General features: G+C 70.8%; 21 protein-coding genes. 14 read left to right on the top strand and 7 right to left on the bottom strand.

Annotated features, from left to right (window positions below):
* The first annotated feature begins 131 nt into the window (after window positions 1-131).
* The 5 genes from OHA77_RS38785 to OHA77_RS38765 are packed head-to-tail and all read left to right on the top strand — an operon-like array spanning window position 132 to window position 5,209.
* Entirely contained in the window at window positions 132-1,016 is an 885-nt protein-coding gene (locus OHA77_RS38785) for an ABC transporter substrate-binding protein (protein WP_406314234.1), read from the top strand.
* Window positions 1,007-1,927, top strand: coding sequence for an amino acid ABC transporter permease (locus OHA77_RS38780; RefSeq protein WP_406314232.1), 921 nt, complete (start codon window positions 1,007-1,009; stop codon window positions 1,925-1,927). Before OHA77_RS38785 ends, OHA77_RS38780 begins: the two co-directional genes overlap by 10 nt.
* Window positions 1,927-2,691, top strand: a complete 765-nt coding sequence (locus OHA77_RS38775) for an amino acid ABC transporter ATP-binding protein (RefSeq protein WP_406314230.1) — start codon at window positions 1,927-1,929, stop codon at window positions 2,689-2,691. The genes OHA77_RS38780 and OHA77_RS38775 overlap by 1 nt, the downstream gene beginning before the upstream one ends.
* Window positions 2,688-4,289 (top strand): amidohydrolase family protein, encoded by a 1,602-nt coding sequence (locus tag OHA77_RS38770; RefSeq protein ID WP_406314228.1) that lies wholly within the window; start codon window positions 2,688-2,690, stop codon window positions 4,287-4,289. Before OHA77_RS38775 ends, OHA77_RS38770 begins: the two co-directional genes overlap by 4 nt.
* 11 nt (window positions 4,290-4,300) lie before the next feature.
* Complete coding sequence (locus tag OHA77_RS38765) at window positions 4,301-5,209, top strand: serine hydrolase (RefSeq protein WP_406314226.1); 909 nt, start codon at window positions 4,301-4,303, stop codon at window positions 5,207-5,209.
* Between the two features lie 175 nt (window positions 5,210-5,384).
* Here the strand turns inward: OHA77_RS38765 and OHA77_RS38760 are convergent, their stop codons facing one another.
* A complete protein-coding gene (locus OHA77_RS38760) occupies window positions 5,385-6,296 on the bottom strand; it encodes a LysR family transcriptional regulator (RefSeq protein WP_406314225.1) in 912 nt (303 codons plus the stop codon).
* A 97-nt stretch (window positions 6,297-6,393) separates the two neighbouring features.
* On the opposite strand from OHA77_RS38760, the gene OHA77_RS38755 reads away from it, so the two are divergent.
* The 3 genes from OHA77_RS38755 (at window position 6,394) to OHA77_RS38745 (ending at window position 11,181) form a co-directional block, all read left to right on the top strand.
* The gene (locus tag OHA77_RS38755; protein WP_406314223.1) at window positions 6,394-6,936 is read left to right on the top strand and encodes an RNA 2'-phosphotransferase; all 543 of its coding nucleotides are present in this window, start codon (window positions 6,394-6,396) and stop codon (window positions 6,934-6,936) included.
* 285 nt (window positions 6,937-7,221) lie between these two features.
* Window positions 7,222-9,963: a LuxR C-terminal-related transcriptional regulator gene (locus tag OHA77_RS38750; protein WP_406314221.1), complete on the top strand. Its 2,742-nt coding sequence runs from the start codon at window positions 7,222-7,224 to the stop codon at window positions 9,961-9,963.
* A gap of 267 nt (window positions 9,964-10,230) precedes the next feature.
* A complete protein-coding gene (locus OHA77_RS38745) occupies window positions 10,231-11,181 on the top strand; it encodes an alpha/beta hydrolase family protein (RefSeq protein ID WP_406314219.1) in 951 nt (316 codons plus the stop codon).
* Between the two features lie 269 nt (window positions 11,182-11,450).
* On the opposite strand, the gene OHA77_RS38740 is transcribed toward OHA77_RS38745, so the two are convergent.
* Both OHA77_RS38740 and OHA77_RS38735 read right to left on the bottom strand, forming a co-directional pair.
* Window positions 11,451-12,038, bottom strand: a complete 588-nt coding sequence (locus OHA77_RS38740) for a zinc-binding dehydrogenase (RefSeq protein ID WP_406314217.1) — start codon at window positions 12,036-12,038, stop codon at window positions 11,451-11,453.
* Between the two features lie 340 nt (window positions 12,039-12,378).
* The gene (locus tag OHA77_RS38735; protein WP_406314216.1) at window positions 12,379-13,104 is read right to left on the bottom strand and encodes a dienelactone hydrolase family protein; all 726 of its coding nucleotides are present in this window, start codon (window positions 13,102-13,104) and stop codon (window positions 12,379-12,381) included.
* Between the two features lie 237 nt (window positions 13,105-13,341).
* On the opposite strand from OHA77_RS38735, the gene OHA77_RS38730 reads away from it, so the two are divergent.
* The 4 genes from OHA77_RS38730 to OHA77_RS38715 all read left to right on the top strand — a co-directional run bounded on the left by OHA77_RS38730 (window position 13,342) and on the right by OHA77_RS38715 (window position 16,803).
* Entirely contained in the window at window positions 13,342-14,433 is a 1,092-nt protein-coding gene (locus tag OHA77_RS38730; RefSeq protein ID WP_406313722.1) for an IS630 family transposase, read from the top strand.
* A gap of 176 nt (window positions 14,434-14,609) precedes the next feature.
* Complete coding sequence (locus tag OHA77_RS38725; RefSeq protein WP_406314214.1) at window positions 14,610-14,906, top strand: zinc-binding dehydrogenase; 297 nt, start codon at window positions 14,610-14,612, stop codon at window positions 14,904-14,906.
* 520 nt (window positions 14,907-15,426) lie between these two features.
* The gene (locus tag OHA77_RS38720) at window positions 15,427-16,164 is read left to right on the top strand and encodes a DUF3152 domain-containing protein (protein WP_326823207.1); all 738 of its coding nucleotides are present in this window, start codon (window positions 15,427-15,429) and stop codon (window positions 16,162-16,164) included.
* Between the two features lie 198 nt (window positions 16,165-16,362).
* A complete protein-coding gene (locus OHA77_RS38715; RefSeq protein WP_406314212.1) occupies window positions 16,363-16,803 on the top strand; it encodes a nitroreductase family deazaflavin-dependent oxidoreductase in 441 nt (146 codons plus the stop codon).
* 276 nt (window positions 16,804-17,079) lie between these two features.
* On the opposite strand, the gene OHA77_RS38710 is transcribed toward OHA77_RS38715, so the two are convergent.
* Both OHA77_RS38710 and OHA77_RS38705 read right to left on the bottom strand, forming a co-directional pair.
* A complete protein-coding gene (locus OHA77_RS38710) occupies window positions 17,080-17,424 on the bottom strand; it encodes a DUF1036 domain-containing protein (RefSeq protein ID WP_326823209.1) in 345 nt (114 codons plus the stop codon).
* Window positions 17,425-17,427: 3 nt separating this feature from the next.
* Window positions 17,428-17,646: a hypothetical protein gene (locus OHA77_RS38705; protein ID WP_406314210.1), complete on the bottom strand. Its 219-nt coding sequence runs from the start codon at window positions 17,644-17,646 to the stop codon at window positions 17,428-17,430.
* 193 nt (window positions 17,647-17,839) lie between these two features.
* Between OHA77_RS38705 and OHA77_RS38700 the strand changes: the two genes are divergently transcribed.
* The gene (locus OHA77_RS38700) at window positions 17,840-19,603 is read left to right on the top strand and encodes a PD-(D/E)XK nuclease family protein (protein WP_406314208.1); all 1,764 of its coding nucleotides are present in this window, start codon (window positions 17,840-17,842) and stop codon (window positions 19,601-19,603) included.
* A 207-nt stretch (window positions 19,604-19,810) separates the two neighbouring features.
* Complete coding sequence (pgi, locus tag OHA77_RS38695) at window positions 19,811-21,442, top strand: glucose-6-phosphate isomerase (RefSeq protein WP_406314206.1); 1,632 nt, start codon at window positions 19,811-19,813, stop codon at window positions 21,440-21,442.
* Between the two features lie 57 nt (window positions 21,443-21,499).
* Here the strand turns inward: pgi and OHA77_RS38690 are convergent, their stop codons facing one another.
* Window positions 21,500-22,024 carry a hypothetical protein gene (locus OHA77_RS38690; protein WP_406314205.1) on the bottom strand — a complete coding sequence of 175 codons (525 nt, stop codon included), beginning with the start codon at window positions 22,022-22,024 and terminating at the stop codon, window positions 21,500-21,502.
* Window positions 22,025-22,148: 124 nt separating this feature from the next.
* The gene (locus tag OHA77_RS38685) at window positions 22,149-24,839 is read right to left on the bottom strand and encodes a sugar-binding protein (protein ID WP_406314203.1); all 2,691 of its coding nucleotides are present in this window, start codon (window positions 24,837-24,839) and stop codon (window positions 22,149-22,151) included.
* Window positions 24,840-24,848: the final 9 nt, after the last annotated feature.

The following is a 24,848-nucleotide window of genomic DNA, read 5'->3' as shown; positions in this document are numbered from 1 at the left end:
GAGCTTTATGGCTTTCGTCCGGTCTCAGGGTCGAAGTTTTCGATGCTAAGACTCGCAAGCATTCATGACTGTTGGGGCCGTTATCTCCCGTCGACACCATAAACTCAACTATTCGCAAACCGGGAGGTTCTATGACAAAGCGCCTGTATTCGGTCATTGCCGTCGCGCTGGCCGTATCGGCGTTCGCCGGCGGCTGCGGGCGCTCGTCGTCGGAGACCAGCGCCGGCGCCGGCGCCGCTTCGGCGGCCGGCAAGACGGCCAAGGACCTCGTGCCCGAGGCCGTGCGTAAGACGGGCGAGCTCCGGATGGCGACCTCGGAGGGCTACCCGCCGATGGAGATGTACAAGCCGGGCACCCAGGAACTCACCGGCGTCGACCCTGACCTCGCCGCCGCGATCGCGGCCAAGCTCGGCCTGAAGGCCAAGGTGACCAACGCCGCCTTCGACGGCCTGATCCCGGGCCTGCAGGCCGGCCGCTGGGACATGGTGATGTCCTCGATGAGCGACACCGAGGAGCGCCGGGCCGCCGTCGACTTCGTCGACTATTTCAACGCCGGCGGAGCCATCATGGTCAAGAAGGGCAATCCCGAGGGTATCAAGACCCTTGAGGACCTGTGCGGCCGCACCGTCGTGCTGGCCAAGGGCAGCTCGAACCTCGCGATCGGGCAGCGGCAGGACGAGAAGTGCGCCAAGAAGATGCAGATCATGCAGAGTGAGGACGCGCCGACCGGCCTGCTGAGCATCGACTCCGGGCGTGCGGTCGCCACCATCGTCGACTCGCCCGTCGCGGCGATGTACGCCAAGGACACCGGCAAGTACGACGTGCTGCCCGAACAGTACGACGCCGGTCCCTGGGGCATCGCGGTCGACCGGCGCACCACCGCGCTGCGCGACGCCGTGGCCAAGGCCATGCAGGAGCTGACGGCCGACGGCGGCTACAAGGCGGTCCTGGAGAAGTACGGCGTCGCGAGCAACGCCGTACCCGAGGTCATGGTGAACACCAAGCCGTGGAAGTGACCAAGACACCGCAGGCCGCCGACGTCGCGGACCTGCCGATCGACGCGGTCCGCCCGCCGCGGCCCGGCCGATGGGTCGCGGGGGTGGTCGCCGGATTCGCCCTGATCTGGCTGGCCTACACGATCATCGTCAACGAGAACCTGCACTGGGACGTCATCGCCGAGTACCTGACGGATGGCAGGGTCCTGGGCGGCCTGTGGGTCACGATCCAGCTCACCGTGCTGTCGATGGTGATCGGCCTGGCACTGGGCATCCTCGCCGCCGTGATGCAGCTGTCCGGCAGTCCGGTGCTGCGGGGCACCTCCGCGCTCTACACCTGGTTCTTCCGCGGCACCCCGCTGCTGGTCCAGCTCATCTTCTGGTTCAACATCGGGCTGGTCTTCCCCTCCTTCGGCATCGGCGTGCCGTTCGACGGCCCCAAGCTGATCGAGTGGCAGGCCAACGAGCTGATCACGCCCTTCACCGCGGCCCTGCTCGGCCTGGCGATCAACGAGGGCGCCTACATGGCCGAGATCGTCCGGGCGGGCATCCGCTCGGTGGACCCCGGCCAGCGCGAGGCGGCCGAGGCGCTCGGTATGTCACACCGGCAGGTGCTCCGCCGGGTCGTGCTGCCCCAGGCGATGCGGGTGATCATCCCGCCCACCGGCAACCAGTTCATCTCGATGCTCAAGACCACCTCGATGGTCTCGGTCATCGCCGGCGCCGAGCTGCTGACGGTCTCCCAGCGCATCTACCTCGGCAACTTCGAGGTGATCGCGATGCTCATCGTGGCCTCCATCTGGTACATCGTGCTCACCACCATCGCAAGCGTCGGCCAGCACTTCATCGAGAAGCGTTTCGAGCGCGGCCACCACGCGCTGCAGGTCAGGGTCCGCCGCAACCTGCGGCCGTTCGGCAGGGGGAACGCGTGATGGTCGAACCCAAGGTGAGGATCCGCTCGGTCCGCAAGTGCTTCGGCTCCGTGGAGGTGCTCAAGGGCATCAGCCTGGACGTTCCCGAAGGCGGCGTGGTCTGCGTCGTCGGCCCGTCCGGGTCCGGCAAGTCGACGCTTCTGCGCTGCGTCAACCGGCTGGAGACCATCGACTCCGGCCGCATCTGGGTGGACGGCGACCTGATCGGCTACGCCGAACAGGAGGACCGGCTCCACCACCTGCGCCCCGCCCAGCTCTGCCGCCAGCGGCAGGACATCGGCATGGTGTTCCAGCGCTTCCATCTGTTCCCGCACCGCACGGCGCTGGAGAACGTCATGGAGGGCCCGGTCGTCGTCAAGGGCGTCGCGAAAGGCCAGGCCAGGAAGAGGGCGCTGGAACTGCTGGAGCGGGTGGACCTCGCCGACCGCGCGGACCACTACCCCGCCCAGCTCTCCGGAGGCCAGCAGCAGCGCGTGGCGATCGCCCGCAGCCTGGCCATGGACCCCAAGCTGATGCTCTTCGACGAGCCGACCAGCGCGCTCGACCCCGAGCTGGTCCAGGAAGTACTCGCGGTCATGCGGGACCTGGCCGCCAGCGGCATGACGATGATGGTGGTGACCCACGAGATGGGGTTCGCCCGCGAGGTCGGCGACGACCTGATCTTCATCGACGGCGGCGTGATCGTCGAGCAGGGACACCCCCGCGACGTGCTCGCCAACCCGCGCCACGAGCGCTTCCGCTCCTTCCTCGGGCAGGTCCTGTGACCCACTTCGACCTGCTGCTCCGGGGCGGCCTGGTGGTCGACGGTACGGCGGCGACCGCCGCCCGGCACGCCGACGTCGGCGTGCTCGACGGCCGCCTCACCCTACTGCCGCCGGGAGCCCCCGCCGCCGCACGCGAGACCGCGGACCTGACCGGTCTCGTCCTCGCCCCCGGCTTCATCGACGTGCACACCCACTCCGACGGCGTCACCCTGATCGATGGGGAGCTGGGCGGCGACATGGTCCGGGCCTCCGTCCTGCAGGGGGTCACCACGGAAATCTGCGGCAACTGCGGTTCCAGCCTCTTCCCCGCCCTGCCCGGACGGCTGGCCGCGATGCGCGCCGAGACCCGGGTCTACTTCGGCGGCGACGTCGGGATGTACGAGGGCTTCGCCGAGTTCGCCGCCGCGCACGCCGCGGTGCCCCGCGCCAACCATCTCACCTCCCTGGTCGGGCACGGCACGCTCCGCGCCGGGGTGATCGGCCCCGGTGACCGTGCCGCCACTCCCGGCGAGCTGGACACCATGTGCGCGCTGCTCGACCGGGCGCTGTCGGCGGGGGCGGCGGGGCTGTCGACCGGGCTCATCTACACCCCCGGTACTTACGCGAGCACCGATGAGGTCGTCGCGCTGGCGGCTGTGGCGGCGGCGCACGGCAAGCCGTACGTCACCCACCTGCGCGATGAGATGTCGCGGGTGGAGGAGGCGCTGGAGGAGGCCGTCGAGATCGGGCGCAGAAGCGGTGCCTCGCTGCACGTCTCCCACCACAAGACAGCGGGCAAGTACGCCTGGGGACTGACCCGGCGCACCCTGCCGAAGCTCGCTGCCCTGCGCGCCGAGGGCATGGACGTGACCTGCGACGTCTACCCCTACACCGCGGGGAGCACGGCACTGGGCGCGATGCTTCCGCCCTGGGCCTCGGACGGCGGGATCGCCGCGCTGACGGCGCGGCTGGCCGATCCCGGACAGCGTGACCTGATGCGCCGGGCCATCGCCGAGGGCGTCCCCGGCTGGGAGAACACCGTCGGCAACGGCGGCTGGGACCGCATCTCGATCGCCTGCGCGCCGCGCCACCCCGAGACGGAGGGGCACATGATCGCCGAACTGGCCGCCGTGCGCGGCCAGGACCCCCTCGACATGGTCGCCGAGCTGCTGATCGCCGAGCAGGGCGAGATGACGATCATCAGCCACTCCATGATCGAGGACGACGTGCGGCGGGTGCTGGCCGCGCCGTACTCGATGATCGGTTCCGACGGCGTGCCCAAACCCGGCGGCCGGCCCCACCCCCGCTGGGCGGGGACGTTCCCGCGCGTGCTCGGGCACTACGTCAGGGAGCTGGGACTGCTGAGCCTGGAGACGGCGGTGCACAAGATGACGGGCATGGCCGCGGCCAGGTTCGGGCTGGCGGGGCGCGGCGTCATCAGCGACGGCGCCCACGCCGACCTGGTCGTCTTCGACCCCGGCACGGTCGCCGACGGCGCCACCTTCACCGACCCGCTGGTCCCGCCGTCGGGGATCCACTCGGTGATCGTCGCCGGTCGGACCGTGGTCCGGGACGGGACCGAGACCGGTGCCCGGCCCGGGGCGGTGCTGTCCACGTGAGCGGTGACCGCGTGATCGACCGTGATCGCGGCCTCTGGAAGGATGACGGGCCCGGGAACGACGCCGGGCCCGAACAGGACGACAGGTTCCGGGAGGATGACGGGTTCCGGGAGGATGGGGCGATGACGGAGTTCGACGTGCCGGGTGGCGAGGCCGCGCGCACGGTGGCCGTGTCGGTGCCGGGGCTGATCTCCCTTCACGAGGACGTCGAACTGATCCTGGCGAGCACCGGCAAGCTGCTGCTGCTCGCCGCGGTGGCACGCGGGATCACCGCCGGGAAGCTCGATCCCGCCGAGATCGTGGAAGTGCGGGAGGAGGACCGCTGCGGCGGCTCCGGTCTCCTGGGAGCCCTGTCCGGCCGCCGCTGGACGGTCGGGGATCTCGCCGTACTCATCGCGTCGGTGAGCGACAACACCGCGACCAACGCGCTGCTGCGCCGGCTCGGCCTGGACCGGGTGGCCGAGGACGCCGCCGCGCTCGGCTTCGCGCGGACGCGGATCCTCGACCGGATCCGCGAGCCGCGACTGCCCGCACACCCGCCGGCCTTCGCCGTCGGCACGGCCGGCGAGCTCGCCCGGTTCGCGGCCGGGCTCGACGGCCGGCGGGAGTGGACCCGGCTCATGCTGGACTGGATGGCGCACAACACCGACCGGAGCCTGGTCCCCGCCCTGCTGCCGCACGAGCCGGAGGACCGGGAGGTCCCCGCCTCCGTTCCGCCCGGAAGGGTCTGGGTGGCGAACAAGACCGGCACCGACGCCGGGGTGCGGGCCGACGTCGGGGTGATGATCGGCTCCGGGCGCCGGATCGGCTACGCCGTGCTGGCCAACGGCCCCTGCGGAGACGAGCACGCCCTGGTGGAGAGCGTCCGCCAGGCCGGCCTGGCCATCGGCCACCTGGCCGGCCTGCCTCTCGACCGCTGACCCGGGACACGCCGGCCGACCGTGCCGGCGTGTCCCCCGGCACCTCGACGGCGACGGCTCCGTCCGCGCGGGCACCAACGGCGCCGCTGGAAGCCGGTGCGCACGATGGCGTCGCTCCACTCGACGGCTTCGGGACCGCGGGTCCGATCCCGGGTTCGGCCGGATCGTCGAGGAGTCAGCGCAGGGCGTTGCGGATCTGGGCCGAGGCGTCGCGCAGATAGTCGATGAAGGAGCGCAGCGCCGGGTTGGGATTGGTCGGACGGGTGGCGGCGCCGATCCTGCGGTAGAGGCGGGGCCCGTCCAGCCTGCACACCTGGATGCCCGAGGCCCCCTGCGCGCCGAGGCTGGGCACGAGCGCCACCCCCAGCCCGGCCCTGACCAGTCCGAGCGTGACCTCGTAGTGGTCGCTGCGGCAGCGGATCATCGGGTTGAATCCCTCCAGCGCGCTGGCACGCTCCAGCACCGAGACCGGGGTGTCGGTGCCGTACGTGGTGATCCACGGCTCGCCGGCCAGGTCGGCGAGCCGTACCGGCTGCCGCTGTCCCGCCGGATGGCCCGGCGGCACGACCAGCAGCTGCGGCTCGTCGAACAGGTGGATGACCTCGACCCCCTCTGGCGGCTTCCAGGGATCGAGCGCGTGCTCGAAGACGACCAGGACGTCCAGCGCGCCGCGTTCCAGGTCGGGCAGGAGCTCGTGCGGCTGGCCGAGCACCAGGTCGAGCTCCACGGCGGGGTGGCGGGCGGTGAAAGTCGACAGCGCCAGCGGCAGCAGCCGGTATCCCGCGGAGGCGAAGAAACCGATTCGCAGTTGCCCGGCGTCGGCCCTGGCCTGCGCCAGCAGATCCTTCTCCGCCGCCTCGATGATGTCGAGCACCTCCTGTGCCCGGGTCGCGAGCCGCCGCCCGGCCGCGGTCAGCCGCAGGCTCTGCGCGCCCCGCTCGACCAGGCCCACGCCGGCCTCCTCCTCCAGCTTGGAGAGCTGGTGGGACACGGCGGAGGGCGAGAGCCGCAGGGTTCGAGCGGCTCCCGCGATGCTCCCCGTCCTGAAGATCTCCAGAAGCACCCGCAAGCGTTGGCTGCTCAGCATCGTTCCAGTATCGGCGTCGGCGAAGCGGCCGGAACGCCGGGGGTCACGGAGCCGTTCCCATGGAAGGCGGCGCGGCGACCCGGCATGCTGGAGTCTTATGGACGACAGACGGCTCATCCGAGTCTCCAAATTCCTGTCCAGGCATCTGCGCCACCAGCCCGACCGCATCGGGCTGACGCTCGACCCGGCGGGCTGGACGGAGATCGGCCTGCTGCTGGCCGCCGCCGCGCGGCACGGCTTTCCGATCACCCGCGAGGAGCTCGCCCAGGTGGTCGCCGGCAACGACAAGCAGCGCTTCGCCGTCGAAGACGACCGGATCCGCGCCAACCAGGGCCACTCCGTCGCCGTCGACCTGGATCTCCCCGTGGCCGAGCCGCCCGAATTCCTGTTCCACGGCACGGTGGGTGATCACATCGCGGCGATCCGGGATGCGGGGCTGCGGCCGATGAACCGGCACGCGGTGCATCTGTCCCCCGACCGCGAGACGGCGATCCGGGTGGGCGCACGGCGCGGCAGGCCGGTCATCCTGGTGGTGCGCGCCGGGGACATGCACCGGGCCGGCCACGAATTCCGGATCAGCGCCAACGGCGTCTGGCTCGTCGACCACGTTCCGCCCGCCTCCATCGTCCTTCCCGGTTGACGACCCCGCGCGGCCGGGCGCGGATCAGGGCAGGCGCGGCGGACCGGCCGCGGCACCGGCCACCCGCCCGAACCTCAGGGTGATCATGCCGGCCGAACCCGGCGGCACGGAGTCGTCAAGATTCTGGACGGGTCGGAGGGCGACCATCGCACGGCGGTGCCACGCATCGGTGAAACCACCGGTTCTCCGCAGACCGGCCGGACGGCGGCGCAAACCACGGGACCGCTGTGGACAAGGTCGCCGTCGGGCCTTTTCAGCCGTGACATGTCGGCGTAACACTAGGACATGTCTTCCGCCTCCCCTGTCACCCGGTCGCCGGCGCTGTACGGCCGTGACGCGGAAAAGGACGTCCTTCGGCAGTTGCTCCACGATGCCCGTGGCCGGCGGGGAGGCGCGGCGGTCCTGCTGGGCGGACCGGGGACGGGCAAGAGCGCGATGCTCGGCTTCGCGGTGGACCAGGCGGACGGGTTCGTCGTGCTCAGGACCCGCGGCGTCGAGTCGGAGGCGGGCCTGCCGTACGCCGGACTGCACGGCCTGCTCCGCCCGGTCGTGAACCTGCTGCCCGCGCTGCCACCGGCACAGGCGGAGGTGCTCACCCGAGCGCTGGAGGTGGGGGCGGCCGGGGTCGGGCTGGCTCTGCCCGCAGCGGTTCTCAATCTCCTGGCGGCCGCGGGACAGCCGGTGCTGGTATGCGTCGACGACATCCACCGTCTCGACGTGCCCAGCCGCGAAGCGCTCCTCTTCGTGGCCAGGCGCCTCGCCGATGAACGGATCGTGCTGCTCTTCGGGGCCCACGATGGCGGTGCGGCGCCGGAGGGCATCTCCGGCATCCGGCTCGGGAGCCTCGGCCAGGACGCGTGCAGGCGACTGGTCGACGATCTGGCGCCGGCGGGACTCAGCGAGGAACTGCGGGCGTCGCTGATCGAGATCGCCCGGGGCAATCCGCTCGCCCTCGGCGAACTCGTCGGATCGCTCGACCCGGCGCAGGTGGCCGGCACCGCCGCCCCACCCGGCATGCTGCCGCCAGGCGGGCGGCTGTGGCGCGCGTACGCGGATCAGCTGGCCTGGCTGCCCGAGGAGACCGGGGACATGCTCCTGCTGCTCGCCGCCGACCCCGACCTGGACACGATCACGCTGGTCCGGGCCGCCGATCGGAGGTGCGCCCTCACCATGCTGGAACCGGCGGAGCGGGCGGGCGTCATCGTCCACGGTGCGGAAGACCGCTATGACTTCCGGGAACCGGCCATGCGGCCGGTGGTCTACTTCGAGGCCTCACTCGCCCGCAGGCGTGCGGCCCACCGCCTGCTCGCCGGTGTTCTCGACCACGATCACCAGCGCCTCCGGCGGGCATGGCATCGGGCCGCCGCGCTGGACGGGCCGGGTGAGCAACTGGCCGAGGAGCTGGCCGCGGCGGCCGCCGTCGGTTCCCACGGAGGCTATCCCGCGCCTTCTCTCGCTTTCGAACGGGCCGCCGAGCTCACGTCCCGGGGAGACGTCAAGGCCGCCTGTCTGGCCGCCGCGGCCATCCGCGCCTGGCACGCCGGTCTTCCGCAGCGCGCCAGATCGCTGCTCACCCGCCTGCGCTCCCTCACCGTCTCCGAAGGGGCACGGGGGCAGGCCGAACTGATCCGGGGCAGTCTGGAGTTGCGCAGCGGGAAGACCGACAACGCCCGTGACGAGCTCCTGGCTGCGGCCGGCTGGCTACTCGACCGGGATCGCGGGCAGGCCGTACGCGCGCTCCTGCGCGCGAGTGAAGCCAGTTACCTGGCCGGGGACAACTCCCGCTTCCTTGTCATAGCCCGGCAGGCCGCCGCACTACGCCGTCCGGATGATCCGGCGGCCACCCAGCTGATGTTCGAGTATCTGGCGGGCACCGCGGCGACCTTCCAGGGCCGGCACCGGGAAGCTGCGGATCCGCTGCACCGGGTCCTGCGGCTCGCGCCTTCGGTGCGCGATCCGTCGGTGCTGGTCTGGGCGGGCATCGCCAGTCTGCTGCTCGGTGACGACATCCAGGCCCTGCGGCTGTCCGCCCGCGCAGTGGAGACCGCTCGCGTCCGGCGAGCGGTCTCCACGGTGCCGCAGGTGCTGGAACTCATGATCCAGGCTGAGATCTGGACCGGCCGCTACGCTTCGGTCGCCGCCAACGCGGTGGAGGGACTACGGCTGGCTCAGGAGGCCGGCCAGCTCAACAGCGCGGGCCAGCACCTGGCCTGGCTCGCCCTCACCGCGGCCGTCGAGGGCGACGAAGAGACCTGCCGGATCAGGGCCGGCAGCGCCATCGAACTGGCGGGTGCCCACGGCCTGGGCATCACCGGAGCACTCGGCAACTGGGCACTGGCCCATCTCGATCTCGCGGCGGGACGTCACGCGAGCGCGGCGAAACGGCTGCGGGCGACGGCCCGCGCGGACGGGACGAACGGTCACCTCGTGGTACGGGTCATGGCGACCCCCCATTTCGTCGAGGCCTCCGTACGGACGGGCGAGCACGAGCAGGCACGGGCGGCGTTGCAGGTGCTCGACCGCTGGGTGAGCAGCACCCGCAGTCCCGATCGGCTCGCGTTGGCGGCGCGCTGCCATGCGCTCCTGGCCGCGCCGGGTGAGGCCGAGGAGCGCTTCCGCGACGCGCTGGACCTTCACCAACGGGGTCTCTGCGAGTTCGAGACGGCACGCACCCAACTGCTCTTCGGTAGTGCGCTGCGTCGTAACCGGCGTCCCGGTGCGGCCAGGGAGCACCTGCACGGCGCGCTGGAGACATTCGAGCGGTCCGGCGCGCGGCTCTGGATCGAGCAGGCGCGCGCGGAGCTACGCGGTGCGGGTGAGGCCATCCGGTCGCCTGGCCCCAGGACGGCGGAGAAGCTGACGGCGCAGCAGCTTCAGATCGCGCGGATCGTCGCCGACGGTGCCACCAACCGCGAGGTCGCGGCCCAGCTCTACCTGAGCCCGCGCACCGTCGAGCACCACCTCAGGAACATCTTCACCAAGCTCGACATCCGCTCCCGGGTGGAGTTGGTCCGGCTGCTGTCCTGACCCCCTGCGGCGGCGGTCCGCTCCGGTCACCCGGCTCCCGCCACGGCACCCCGACTGCGCCGGCCGATGGGGTGCCACGGCCCCGGACCGCGCGGAGACGGGTGATTCAACCGATGCGTGAATGACAACGCGATCTGACAATTGCGACTGTCGGTGGTCAGCAGACCATCCGGAGGCCGTCGCCGCATACCTCCCCCCGTATCGGCCGGTCCTCGGTGTGGGTGGCCGCCGAGCTGGTTCCCCTCCTCAGAACTGGAGTACAGCGACGTGCAGTCAGACCCCACCACCCCCCTCCGTCCGCAACCGCGTCCGTCCGGCCCGGCCCGGCGCGCGGGGACGGCCGCCAAGCTGACCCTCGCACTGGTCCTGGGCGGCGCCCTCCTCGCCCCCGCCGCCCAGGCCGCCCCCCTCACCGCTCCCACCGCGCACGTCGCGGCGAACCCGTACGAACGTGGCCCCGCTCCCACCAACGCCAGCATCGAGGCCCTCCGCGGCCCGTTCGCCGTCGCGGAGACGAATGTCTCGTCGCTGCTCGTGACCGGCTTCGGCGGAGGAACGATCTACTATCCGACCACCACCAGTGCGGGGACGTTCGGGGCCGTCGCCATCGCCCCCGGCTACACCGCCGACAAGTCCAGCATGGCCTGGCTGGCCCCCCGGATCGCCTCCCAGGGTTTCGTCGTCTTCAACATCGACACCATCACGCGGAGCGACCAGCCCGCCAGCCGGGGCCGCCAGTTGCTGGCCGCGCTCGACTACCTGGTCGAGGACAGTTCGGCCGCCAACCGGATCGACGCCGGCCGGCTCGGCGTCATGGGTCACTCCATGGGCGGTGGCGGCACGCTGGAGGCGGCCGACGACCGACCGCAGTTGCAGGCGGCGATCCCGCTCACCGGGTGGAACCTCACGAAGAACTGGTCGGGGGTTCAGGTCCCGACCTTGATCGTCGGTGCCGAGAACGACACGATCGCCCCGGTCGCCTCGCACTCCAAGCCGTTCTACAACAGCCTGCCGTCCTCCCTGAACAAGGCCTATCTGGAGCTCGACGGTGCCAGCCATTTCGCGCCCAACATCTCCAACACCACGATCGCCAAGTACAGCATCTCCTGGCTGAAGCGCTTCATCGACGACGACACCCGCTACGAGCAGTTCCTGTGCCCGGCTCCTCAGGGCGACCGGAACATCTCCGAGTATCAGGACACCTGCCCCCACTCCTAGACCGGACGACCCCGGTCCCGTAGGGCAAGCGAGCCTGGGCTCCTCCGGGCCTGCCGGCACCGCGCCGGCAGGCCCCTTGGGCCGCCGGGCACGAGTTTGATCGTCGCGGCGCGGTGATCTGATGGGCAGAGACAGCTCCTCGTGGTTGCGCCGTGCCGCGTCGCTGATCGCCGTGAGTGCTTCTGCTCCTTTCGGCGGGGTCGCGCCGACGCCGTCCGCTGCCGGGTGAGACGGTCCGGCCCTGCCGGTGCTTGCGCCCCGGGTCCGGGTCAGGGCCGGATGAGGACCTTGAGCGCTTCACGCCGGTCCATGGCGCGGTAGGCGCCGGTCACCTCGTCGAGATCCATGGTGAGATCGAAGACCTTGCCCGGCTGCACGGTGCCCTCCAGCACTCCCGGCAGCAGTTCCTCGATGTAGGCGCGGACGGGGGCGGGGCCGCCGGTCAGGGTGATGTTCGGCCCGAACAGGCTGGCGAACCCGACCGGCGCCTCGTCGTACTGCGGCACCCCGACCCGGGAGATCACACCACCGGGACGGACGATGCCGAAGGCCTGCTCGTAGGCGGGCAGGTGCCCGACCGCCTCCAGAACCTTGGCGGCGCCATGGCCGCCGGTGAGCTCACGGACCTCGGCGATGCCCTCCTGGCCGCGTTCGGCGACCACGTCAGTGGCGCCGAACTCGTGGCCCATCGGGCTGCCCTCGGCGGTGGCGGGCATGGCGTGGTACGGGTGCAGGTCCGAACCGCAGACACAGGATCGGACGACCCGCACCAGCGCGTCGGTCGGCTCCTGGAGCACCGGATCGGGGATCTGCTCGATCCGCACGTCACCGGCCCCGTACATGAATGTCGCACGCATATCGCTCCAGCTGAATAAACGTCGAAAGGTTCCCACCCAGACGCTGAGCATCCGGTAAGGGCCGGCCCTTCCGCGCGGCCCGACTCCAGCAAACGGTCTTTTACCGGCCGGCGGGAGTCACTGCCGTTCCAGGTAACGGCAGTACCTGCCTGGCAGCCGATTCGAAGCCATGACCCTTCCCTCCGAATCGCGATCCGCACCTCGGACGGATAGAGGCTGCGCAGGTAGCGGCAGAACGCCCCGCTCGGCCATGCCGAACGGTCTGACTCGGACGCGCCGGCCGGGAACAGACCCCGGCCGGCGCGTCGCCGGCTATGTCACCGGCGATAAGGCGGCGGCCTTACCCAAGGTGCCGGGCGAAGAACCGCAGCGCATCGTCGGTCTCGAACGCGGGGATTCCCCCGTGGTCGCCGGGGTTGGCGTGCAGCGTCTTGTCGGTGGAACCCAGGGCGTCGAACAGCGCCAGGGCCTGGTCTCTGGGCACTCGCGTATCGTCCCATTGGAGCAGGAACTGCACCGGCACGGTGACCCGGGCGGCGGGTGCGGCCAGCCCGTGCACGCCGAGCAGGCCCAGCACCGCGGCGCGGATCCGGGAGTCGGCGGCGAGCAGCGGCACACCGATCCCGCAGCCCATCGACACACCCCAATAGCCGGCCGGGCCGGCGCCCACGTGGTCGAGCTCCTGGACCGCGGTCAGCACGGCCTGCCAGTCGGCGACGGCCCGCCCGGCCAGCAGGTCGTGCATGGCCGCGACCAGCTCGGTCGGATCCTCACCGGCGGCCATACGGGCCCGCATGTCACCCGCGAACCGGATGAACCGCTCATCTTTCGGCCGGTCGCCGTGGTTGGGGGCATCGATCGCGGCGACGGCGAAACACCCTTCGGCGGCGAACCGGTGCGCGCTGGCCAGGACGCCGGGAGCCTTCTTGTGCTGGCCGCCGCCGTGTCCCATCAGGATCAGCGGGCGGGGGCCGGTAGCGCCTTGCGGCGTGAACAGCACACCGGTGATCTCGCCGAGGGTGAAGGACTGTTCGGTGACGCCGTCGGTCGACGTCTGAGAGGTCAAGCTGAAGCGCATAGCGTTTCAAAGCCTTTCGGGGGTGCCTTGTGTCGGCGCTCCCTAGACCATGCACAAGAGGGAGCCCCGATCTGTCATCACAGCGTTGATCGGTCTCACCTCCTCCAGTCGTACTGCTGCACGGCGCCGCTGAAGCTATCACACAGGCCTCGCTGGGCAAACGTTGCCCGACGCGGCACTAGTGTCCCGCGCCGGAAATTTGTCGGCTAAGTCTAAAATGCTGTCATGGCGCGGACGGGACGACCGAAGGCCGAAGTGACGCTGACCGACACCGAGCGGGCGACGCTGGAGCGCTGGGCGCGGCGGGCGAAGTCCTCACAGATGCTGGCGATGCGCTCCAAGATCGTGCTGGCGTGTGCGGACGGCAGAGACAACAAGGAGATCGCCCGGGATCTGCGGGTGCATCGGGACACGGTGTCCAAATGGCGCAACCGGTTCATCACACTGCGATTGCAGGGGCTGGTGGACGAACAGCGCCCGGGCCGGCCACCCTCCATCACGCTGGATCAGGTGGAACAGGTCGTGGTGGCGACGCTGGAGCAGACGCCTCAAAGCGCCACGCACTGGTCGCGGACCTCGATGGCCGAGCGCAGCGGGTTGTCGAAGTCGACGATCGGACGGATCTGGCGCGACTTCGGCCTCAAACCACATCTCTGCGACACCTTCAAGCTGTCGACCGATCCGCTGTTCGTGGAGAAGGTCGTCGACGTCGTCGGCCTCTACCACAACCCGCCCGAGCGAGCGGTAGTGCTGTGCGTGGATGAAAAGAGCCAGATCCAGGCCCTGGACCGTTCGCAACCGGTGCTGCCGATGATGCCCGGCACGCCCGAGCGCCGCACCCATGACTACGCCCGCAGCGGCATCACCAGCTTGTTCGCCGCGTTCAACATCGAAGACGGCACGGTCATCGGCGAACTGCACCGCCGGCACCGGGCCGCCGAATTCAAGAAGTTCCTGACCACGATCGACAAGACGGTCCCGGCCGAGTTGGACATCCACCTGATCTGCGACAACTACGGCATCCACAAGACCCCCGCGATCAGGGCGTGGCTGGCCCGCCGCCCGCGCTTTCACCTGCACTTCACCCCGACCGGATCCTCCTGGATCAATCAGGTCGAGCGCTGGTTCGGCTTCCTGACCGACCAGATGATCCGGCGCGGTGTTCACCAGAGCGTGCAGGCTCTGGAGAAAGACATCCGCGCCTGGATCGCCGACTGGAACACCCATCCCCGGCCGTTCATCTGGACCAAGACCACCGAAGAGATCCTCGAATCACTCGCCCGATATTGCCGACGAATTTCCGGCGCAGGACACTAGTTTCCGCTCACTGGTGTGCCGGCCCGTCGAACCGCGTAGTCGCCGAGTACGGGCTGCAGCAGGTCGAAGCCGCGGCGGGCGGGCTCGGCCACGTGGGTGCGGATTGATTCGTTCTCCTCGCCTGCCAGGATGCGCCGGAGAACATCGGCGAACAGAACACGGTAGACCGTGAGGAGGTGTCCGGCCGCCAGATAGGCGGTGAGGTCACCCTCGTGGGCCCGCGTCTCGTTGGCAAGGGTCCTCGCGAGCGTCTCCTCGGAAACCTCAAGACGGTGATCGGGTTCTCCATCGGATCGATCGGTCGCCAGGATCCTGAACTGATCGGACAGCGCCGTGCCGAACTGTGGAAGATGCTGGCAGCCGGTCAGCTCCGTCCGGCTCATAAAGCGTTTCCGATGGAACGGATCGCCGATGCCGTCGAACTGATCGAGACCCGCCGCAACCTGGGCCGAGTCCTCATACATACGACCTGACGAGCCACCATGCACCACCTCGCCCGGCACCTCCAGCGGGTTCTCGGGCAGGAACGTGCCGAGCATCGGCACCGGGCCCACCGCAACGCCAAACCCGGCTTCGTCGCCGGACGGCGCTTACCGGCCGGAACATCCGGTGCGCTGGCGTCCAGCCGGAAGAACCTCTTGAGCTCCGCCCCCGTCACCTCGGGCCGGAACCGGCGGTAACAGGCCACTTGCTCATCTGACCGGGAATCCACCGGCACGAGCAGGCCCGCCGGCCTGCTCCACCAGGACGAACAGCCGTCGTCATCGAATCGTCGTCAAGATCGCGCTTCTGGCGCCAAAATCCGGACTGATCCTCCCCGGAGGCCCGTACGGCACCGGTGGCACAGCGGCCGTCGGCCACCTGCCTGCTCAGGTCTTCCTCCGTGATCGACAAAAACGGCGGAAGCAATAAGGTTTACGGCCTATGTTGAGGAACGTAAAGGGTCATGACCTTAAGGCCGTTGTGTGGGTTATTGGCCTGCTTAATTTAGCTTTGTTGCTGGTCGGCGGCGGTGCCGTGCTGAGCGGTCATCCCACACCGGTCGCCGGCGGACCCCCGCAGCCCCCCGACCGGCCCGCACCGTCCGCGGTCGCCCTGCCCGAGATCTCGGTGACGCCCACCCCGCCGCCCGAGCCGGTGCGGACGTCCCAGCCCGAACAGACGTTCCTCATGGCCAACGGACGGCGCCAACCCGCGAAGGTGACCGTGCCGAAGGCGGCGAGCGGTCGCTACGCCGTCGTCCCCGGCGGCGCCCGTCCCCCCGCGGGCCGCAAGGGCAAGGTGATCAGATACGTGGTCGAGGTCGAGCGCGGCCTGCCGTTCGACGGGCGCGAGTTCGCCGACGAGGTGCACCGGATCCTCAACGACCGGCGGAGCTGGGGCTTCCGGTTCCAGCGGGTGGCGCGCGGCCCCGTGAAGATCAGGGTGTCGCTGTCCAGCCCGGCGACGACGGACCGGCAGTGCCTGCCCATGATCACCCTGGGCACCCTGTCGTGCTGGAACGGCAGGCGTGCGACCATCAACGCGGTGCGCTGGAACGAGGGCGTGCGCGGCTACGGCCACGATGTGGCCTCCTACCGGGAGTACGTCATCAACCACGAGGTCGGCCACGGCCTCGGCCACGGCCACGTGTCCTGCCCGGGACCGGGCAGGCGGGCCCCGGTGATGCTCCAGCAGACCAAGTCCCTGTACGGCTGCCGCCCCAATGCATGGCCGTCGCCCCGGCGCTGAGACGCTCAGCCGGCGGCGAACCGTTCCGTTTGGCGCAGTGGGACCGGAGCTCGCCGACCGGCTCGCGGACGAGGGCCGGGTTCGCCGTCTCGGCGGTGGTGAGGTGACCCACGCGCCGGATCGCGGAGCTGTGTCGAACTCTCCCATCGCGACCTTGAAACTGAATAGGGTGGAAGATCCACTGGCTCAGGAGGACGAATGGCACGGCACGACGACGAAGAGATCCTGGACAGCCCGACGGGGTGGGTCGCCGAGCACATCCGCACCTACGTCGAGACGGCCGGCCGGAAAGGCCACATCTATCAGGGCGTGCCCACGCTGCTGCTGAGCACCCGGGGACGCAGGTCGGGCACGCTGCGCCGCACCGCATTGATCTACGGCCAGGACAGTGACCGCTACCTCGTGGTGGCCTCCAACGGAGGCTCGGCCGACCACCCCGCCTGGTATCTCAACCTGTCCGCCGACCCCGGCGTCGTCGTCCAGGTCGGCGCGGACACCTTCACCGCACGAGCCCGCTCCGCCACCCCCGAGGAGAAGCCCGAGCTGTGGCGGAAGATGGCGGAGATCTTCCCGACGTACGACAGCTACCAGGCCAAGGCCACCAGGGACATCCCCGTAGTGATCATCGAACGCACCTGACCCTCCCCCTCCCGGCTACGCGGCCGTACGGTGACGTCCCGGCGGACGGGCGCCCGGAACACCTGCCACCACCGAGCCGGACGGCCGGCCCTTCGCCCTGCACGAGTGGGCAGGGCGGGGTCTCAACGGAGGATCACGGTGGAGGGGTGGGAGATCCGGTGGGAACAGGAGGCGGCCAGGGTGCCGCGCGCAGGGGCCGAAGCGGTTGACCTCAGGCGGCGAGGAGGGCCGCGTGCGGAGACGCCGGCGTTGGAGGGGTGCTGCCGGACAGCCGGGTCAGGCGGTGAGGTTGACGTAGTAGCGGGAGTAACCGTTCAGGTCGACCAGGCGCGTGCCGACGCGCCTGGCCGCGGTGCTGCCGATGTTGAGGCAGGAGTCGAAGGCGTTCTGGTAGACGTAGATCGGACCGTAGGGACCGGTCCAGATGGCTCCGTTGGCGGCCTCGGCGTAGAAAGCGGCGTAGCGGTTGCTGGTGTTGAGGACGTGCGCCTCCCCGCCGGGATCGATGGCCCACCAGCCGCGGGTGCCCCACTGGCCGTAGTCACGGCAGCCGTCGGGACTGTAGAACATGATCGCGACCCACACCTTGGAGGTGTAGCGGTTACGGAAGTGCAGCTCCATGGTCTACTCCTCCGGTTCGGTGAACCGCTGGGCCAGCGGCCTGTCGTCGACGGCCTCCTCGGCCAGGGGCGGCAGGTGGTCGTCGGCCCCCGCGGCGACGGCGATGCGATCCGCCGTCCCGAGACGCGCGTCCGCTTCGCCCGTATCGGTCGCTGTCGTTTCCGCGAACGCCACCCGTGGATCGGGGAGACGCTCGGTGCCGTTGTCCGGCATGATGCTCAACTCCATCCCTTGAATGCGTTGAGTAACTGAATGAGAACTTACAGTCAGAGTCAAGGGTTGTAAAGAGATGAGTAAGCAGAACTCGGGAGAGCGGGACTCCGGGGCTTCCCCGCACCATCCAGCCGGGAATGCAGCAAAAAACTCGGCTCCCCGTACTTAAGGTGTCCTTCATGCAAAGTAGCCAGGAGGCGACATGACCCTCCGGTCGGAACTCGTCGGGAATCCGGACATCGTCCGGCTGTCAGCCAGCATGCTCGATCGCCGGGAAAGCGACTGCGGTGACTTCGCCGCGGCCAAGGCCCGCCCGGACGTGCGGCCTCAGGTCTTCGAACGCCGGCGTTTCGCCCCCTGGGAAAGCTTCCCGCTCGGGCTGGTCATGCAGGTGCTGGACGCCGTGGAGTTCGACGGCGCCGACGTGGACGAGGCGGTCGGGCAGGCCGTCGAGGGCAACCGCGACCCGGTGCATCCCGGGGCCGCCCGCTGGATCCTGCATGCCTGCCGTACCTACCTGGAGACGGCCGAGAGCCTGGCTGCGGAGGGGGGCGACCTCCGTCCGGAGCGCCATCCGCGGATCGTCCAGCGGAGCGGTTCGCCGGCGGAGATGCGGGCCCTGACCGCATGGGGCCGCTGGTACGGCTCGCCGGACGGCACCGTGGTGGAGTTCCGCCGGCTGCGGCTGCGGCGTCCGCTGGGCCGGGCCGCCGATCCGGCCACGCTGGCGATGGCCTACGTGGCCGCGGCCGGCGACCGGGCGGTGGGCGGCACCCAGGACCTCTACCGGAGCGTTCCCGTCCCGGTCCGTGAGCCCGCCGCGGACCCGGCACGGGTGCGGGTGGTCGAGGTCGGTCTCACCGACGGCGCCGCGGCGGTGCTCGTGGACACCGCGCCGGAGGACGTGCGGCGCGCCTATCTCGCCTCCGCCCGGCCGGTGGCCACCGGCCTGCTGGCCGGTGGGCACCGGTCACCCGGTGGCGACTGCGCGGACTGCAAGCTCCGCGCCTCGTGCGGCACGCTCCCGAGGACGCCGGGGCTGCTGGGACTGCCTGACCGAGGGACCCACCGGCGTACCTGGTCGATCACGACGGCCCGGCAGTACCAGATCTGCCCGGCGCAGGCGCACATGCGCGACCTCCGGCTGCCCGCCGACGACTCCGAGAGCGCGGCGGTCCGGCGCGGGCTGGTCGTGCACCGGTGGCTGGAGATCACGCACGGCCGTCCCGGGGCGGGCCCGTGCACACCGGAGGGCCTCCCCGACCCCGAGACCGGCGACCTCGCGTGGGCCGGGCCGGCGGTGAGCCGGGACGACTACCGCCAGGCCTGGCCGTACCTGCTCCAGCACCTGCGCGTGTGCCCGCTGGCCGGCGGCGGGGTCACCCATGTCACGCCCGAACCCCGGGTGGCCGCCTACGACTCCGACGCCGACGTCCTGGTCGTCGCCAATCCCGACCTGATCCGCCGGGTGAACGGGCGCCTGGTCTACCGGGAGCAGAAGACCTCCGCGGTGCACCGCGGCATCACCGCCGAGAACGCCCTGGACCTGGTCCCGCAGCTCGCCCTGGCGGTCTGCCTGATCGCGGACGGCGCCTTCGGCGACACCGGCGGGCTGGTCGAGCTGGAGCAGCTCACCCCCGCGTCGGGTGACGTGGTCACTTTCAACGCCGGAGATCCGGAGGTGCTCGCGACCGCTCGGGCCGTCGTGTCCGACCGCGCCCGCGCCTGGCACCGCGACGTCGCCTTCCGCCCGACCCCCGGTCCGTGGTGCCGCGTCTGCCCGATGACGCGCTGGTGCCCGGACGCCGCCGACACCGGCGACGGCGCGACGCTCGTCCTGGACGGCCTGGTGATCGACCCCTCCACCGGTGAGATCCTGCGGGCCTCCGGACGCGTCGGCAGCCGGGCCGAGGCGGTCGCTGAGGCGATCGCCGTCCCTTCGCCGGAGGACGAGCCCGCTTTCTGAGCGGCGCGCGGCACCGCGGGTGTTCACCCGTGCCGTCCCGGGCCGCTGCGGCGCGGCAGGTCGCCGGCACGCTCGGCAGGACGATCGGCGACCGTAAACCGCCGCCGTCGCAGGGCAAAGATTCGGCCCCTGTGGTGCGCGGAATCGTCTCGATCGGGTAGTGCGTCACGAGACGATGTGATCGGTTTGACAGCGCGAGGAGGACATGTGAACGGCGATATCACCCAGAGCAGGGAATGGGCGGCCCTGGCCGCCAACCACGACGCCGTTGCCGGCAGGCACCTGCGGGAGTTGTTCGCCGAGGACCCCGGCCGCGCCGAGCGGATGTCGCTGACCGCCGGCGACCTCTTCCTCGACTACTCCAAGCACCGTGCCACCGCTGAGACCGTCGAACTGCTCGTGGCGCTGGCCGAGCGGGCCGGGCTGCGTGCGCGCATCGACGCGATGTTCGCCGGTGAGCACATCAACGTCAGCGAGGACCGCGCGGTGCTGCACGTCGCGCTGCGCATGCCGGCCGACGCCAAGCTCGTCGTCGACGGCCAGGACGTGGTCGGCGACGTGCACGCGGTGCTGGACAAGATGGGCGAGTTCTCCACCCGGGTGCGCTCAGGCGAGTGGAAGGGCCAGACCGGCCAGGCGATCAAGACGGTCGTCAACATCGGCATCGGCGGCTCCGACCTCGGGCCCGCGATGGCCTACGAGGCGCTGCGCGACTTCGCCGACGCGGGCGTCACCGCCCGGTTCGTCGCCAACATCGACCCCGCCGACATCATGGGCACGCTGAAGGACCTCGACCCGGCCACCACCCTGGTCATCGTCAGCTCCAAGACCTTCACCACGCTCGAGACGCTCACCAACGCCAAGGTCGCCCGCGCCTGGCTGGTCGACGCGCTCGGCGAGGAGGCCGTCGCCAAGCACTTCGTCGCCGTCTCCACCAACGCCGAGAAGGTCGCCGAGTTCGGGATCGACACGGCCAACATGTTCGGCTTCTGGGACTGGGTCGGTGGCCGCTACTCCTATGACGGCGCCATCGGCCTGTCCCTGATGATCGCCATCGGCCCGGAGCGGTTCCATGAGATGCTCGACGGCTTCCACACCGTCGACGAGCACTTCCGCACCGCGCCGTTCGCGGCGAACATGCCGGTGCTGATGGGCCTGCTCGGCATCTGGTACACCGACTTCTTCGACGCCCAGACCCGGGCCGTCCTGCCCTACAGTCAGCGGCTGCACCGCTTCCCGGCCTACCTGCAGCAGCTCACCATGGAGTCCAACGGCAAGTCGGTGCGCGCCGACGGCAGCCCGGTGACCACCCAGACCGGCGAGATCTTCTGGGGCGAGCCGGGCACCAACGGTCAGCACGCCTTCTACCAGCTCCTGCACCAGGGCACCCGGCTGGTGCCGGCCGACTTCCTCGGCTTCGCCGAGCCGCACGAGGACGCGGAGGGCATGCAGGACCTGCTCACCGCCAACCTGCTGGCGCAGACCTCGGCGCTGGCCTTCGGAAAGACCGCCGAGGAGATCGCCGCTGAGGGCACGCCGGAGAGCGTGGTGCCGCACAAGGTGATGCCCGGCAACCGGCCCACCTCCACGATCCTCGCGCCCCGGCTGACCCCCTCGTCGCTCGGTCAGCTGGTCGCGCTGTATGAGCACATCGTCTTCGTCGAGGGCGCCATCTGGGGTGTCGACTCCTTCGACCAGTGGGGGGTGGAGCTCGGCAAGAAGATGGCGATGGACCTGGCCCCCGCCCTCACCTCCGAGCGGCCGCCGGACTCCGCGCCCGACGAGTCGACCGCCGCGCTCGTGCGCAGGTATCGCGAGCTGCGCGGCAGGGCGGTCTAGCGTTCACGGCGGGCGTTCCTGCGGTACGGGATCACCGGGACCGGCGCGCGAAGGGGCCTACTTCCCTCTCGGGCGGTTGTTCCACTTCGGCTTGCGGAACAGGTCGCGGCGTTCCAGGAGATAGACGAGTTTCGAGGCCGCGGTCCTGACCGTCTCCTCGTGCCGGTGCCGCTTCTCGGGGACGACGGCGCTCCAGCGTTCGAGGAGGCGGGCCATCTCGTCGGCGACCTCACCGATCACCCGGTAACGGGTGCTGAAGGCGTAGAGGTCGCCGTGCACCTCGTTGACCAGGTCGTCGTCGACCTGCCGGGTCAGCGGCCTGATCTTCTTGAGGATGTCGGCGTCCATGGCCGGAGTGACCGGGGCCCGGCGCGCGTCGCCCTCGGGGACCATGATGAGCGCCCGGATCCGGGTGACGGCCAGGGCCCGCTCGGGCTGCGGAGTCGAGGGGTGCTCCGCGAGGTCCAGCAGGCGGCGGAGGGTCTCCTGTGTCCTGTCGTCGAACATGGAGACCCGTCCCACCCCTCGCGCATGCCGTAAACGTGCGATCACATGGTATTCGACCAGGCGAGGCCCGTTCACCGTGGCCGGCTCCCATGCGGCGGGACGGGCCCCGGCCGGCGCGGTTCAGCCGGCTTACCGGAGCGGGCGGGGCATGTCGCGCGACGGCCGGACCTGACGCGATCGGCGTTCCGGCCCGTGCCCGTCACCGCACGCGGGCCTGGGATGCCAGTGTGCCCCCGGCAGCGGCCTCCCATCCGGCCACCACCCGCGGGTGGGCGCCCGTGGCGCGCGTCAGCGGCACCCTCACGGTCATGGTGCCGCTCCCGGAGACGGTGACGACCCGGCTGCCCGCCGTACCCCGGTCATCGCGCACGTGCAGGTGGGCCCGGCCGGCGCCCTTGGCGTGCAGGGTCACCTTCACGACGTCCCGGCCGCCTGCGGCGGAGGTGACCGATCCGCGCTGGGACGCCTTCGCCGCAGGACCGCCCGCGAGCGGAAGGCGGAGACGGACCGCCTGCTCCAGCGACTGCGGCGAGTCCAGGCTGGACAGGCCGGTGTCGGGGATCACCGGGTCGGGCGGAGTGGTCGGCCGTCCCGCCGGAGGCCGGTACCCCGGCAGCGTCGCGACTCCCCATCGGTACGGGTCGCCCTGCACACCGCCCCACGTCGACCAGCCGATCCGGGTCTGGCCGGTCTTGTCCTGGGTGTCGGAGTCGTACACCAGGATGTTCATCCCGAGATGCTCGGGATCGACGGCACCCGGTAGGGCCTCCATCGGGACGGCCAGCTCCACCGCGTACCCTCCGGGGAAGACCTTCGAGGCCACCCGCGTGCCCGGAGCGGTCTCCTCGCCAGGGCCCTGCCGGTTGTCGGCGTCCCGCTCGAAGCACGGCGCCCCCTCGGCCGTCACCGGCAGCACCGCGGCCTTGAACGTCGTGGAGGTGTTCTCCGACGTGCCGCGCGGGTCGAAGGTCACCTCGACGGAGTCGGTGCGCCAGTGCCGTTTGCAGTCCGACGCGGGCAGGCGGGTGCCGGCCACGTCGTCCTTCACCTGGACCAGCAGGAACAGCGTGTCGTCCTGCCATGTGATCTTGGCCGTGCCCGAGCAGTCCGCCGCCGACGAGCACGCGGCGCCCTCCCACAGACGGGAGATGTCCAGGGCCGGGCCGGTGTACTCGCCCGCGCCCTCGGCGCCGTCGACGGCCGGCGCCGACGCGGCCTGCGGAATGGACGTCGCCGGGACCAGTTCGAGCGCGGGCCTGCTCACGCTGGACCCGTCCGCGCTGGTGGTGGTGATGGTGTAGGTGTGGTCGCCGCCCTCGTTCGAGGTCTTCAGCGAGACGTCGGAGTTGTCGACGGTGAACGGCACGGTCGTCGAGGCCCCGGCCGCCAGACCGCGGTAGCCCGACTCGGCGCGGTCGGCGGTGAAGCCCCCGGGCAGGTCCAGGCGTACGGTTCCGGACTGGGTGGTGTCACTCACGTTGGTGACCACGACGTCCACCCGGCGGGAGCCGCCGGACGGGAGGGTGAGCACAGGCGGAACCAGGCCGCGCAGCTGCGGCACGTCGAGTTCCGCGGCCCATTTCTCATACTGGCCGACTTGGGGAAGCAGCTGCTGCGTCCCTCGTACGGCCGGGCTGACCTCGACCTGCCTGTCGGTGTAGCCGCGGCCCCGTTCGGTGGTCAGCGTCGCCGCGACGCGTGCCCGGTCGCCCGGGACCGCGCTCCGCGGTGGCGTCACCGTGAACGTCGCCGATCCGGTCCGTCCCGGAGCCGGGCTGCCGAGCTCGCCGGCTCCGCTGACCTGCCAGCCCTCGGGGACGCGCAGGGCCGCAGCCGATCGGCCCAGCGGCTCGCGCGACGGTGCGGTCGCGGTGACCTCGACGGTGAACGGCGTCCCCGGGCGCACGTCGAACGTGCTGGGACGCAGGTCGAGCAGGGTGCCGAGCGGGACGGCGCCGGCTGCCCCGACCAGCGCGCCGTCGAGGATCGCCGTGGGCGCGGCGGCCGCGGCGGTGCCCGGCTCGGGGAACGGCACCCGCGAGTCCGCCTGGGTGAAGAAGTCGCAGCCGAGCTGGGCGGGGTCGGACGGCACGTCGGGGAAGACGGCCCAGCCCTGGGAGGCGTACGCGCGCTGCGCGTCGCGCTCGATGGCCGCCCAGGTTCTGCCCTGGCTCCGGGAAGCGCGCCCGCTCCACACGCCGTACACGTTCTGCGCCGGGTTGCCGGGGCGGAACGTCGAGGCACAGTCGGGGCCGTTCTGGGAGGCGCCGCGCGCCCCGCCGAGGAGCAGGCGGGCGGGCGCGAAGGGGCGCAGCCCTTCACGGGTGATCTGCTCGGGGAACGCCTTGGGGTCGGCCGCCGCGTAGAACGCCTGAACGGCCAGCCGCGCCGCCTGCTGGTGGTTTCCGTGGTTGCCCGGGGAGGGGGCCGGATCCATGGTCAGCAGGACCTCGGGCCGGGTCTGGCGGACGATCCGTACGACCTTTCCGAGGGTGTCGCCTCCCCAGACCTGGTCGGTCAGCGGGGCGCTCACCGTGTAGTAGAAGTCGACGTCGTCGAGGTTGAACACGTCCCGCACGCCGGCCTTGGCGACAGCCGTACGCTCCTCGGCCTCCCGAATCAGGCCGAGTGCCGGGCCTTCCTCCGGCCCGACGGCGTTGCCGCCTCCCTCGCCCCTGGTGACGGTGACGACGCCGGTGGTGACGTCGTGGTCCTCGTTCCACTGTCCGAGCGTCGACAGGCTGAAGGCCTCGTCGTCGGGATGGGCGCCGACGAACAGCACGTCGAGATCGGCGGGAGCCTTCTCGGCCGACGCGGGAAGGGCGGTGGGCACGAGGGCGAGCACGGACGCCAGCAGCAGTGTCAGCAGCAGTGTCAAGGGTGTGCGCATGGAACCTCC

This window comes from Streptosporangium sp. NBC_01639 (genome assembly GCF_045209755.1).
Classification (GTDB): Bacteria; Actinomycetota; Actinomycetes; order Streptosporangiales; family Streptosporangiaceae; genus Streptosporangium.
Note: the sequence above shows the minus strand (reverse complement) of the source record. Positions and strands in the feature narration are given on the sequence as shown.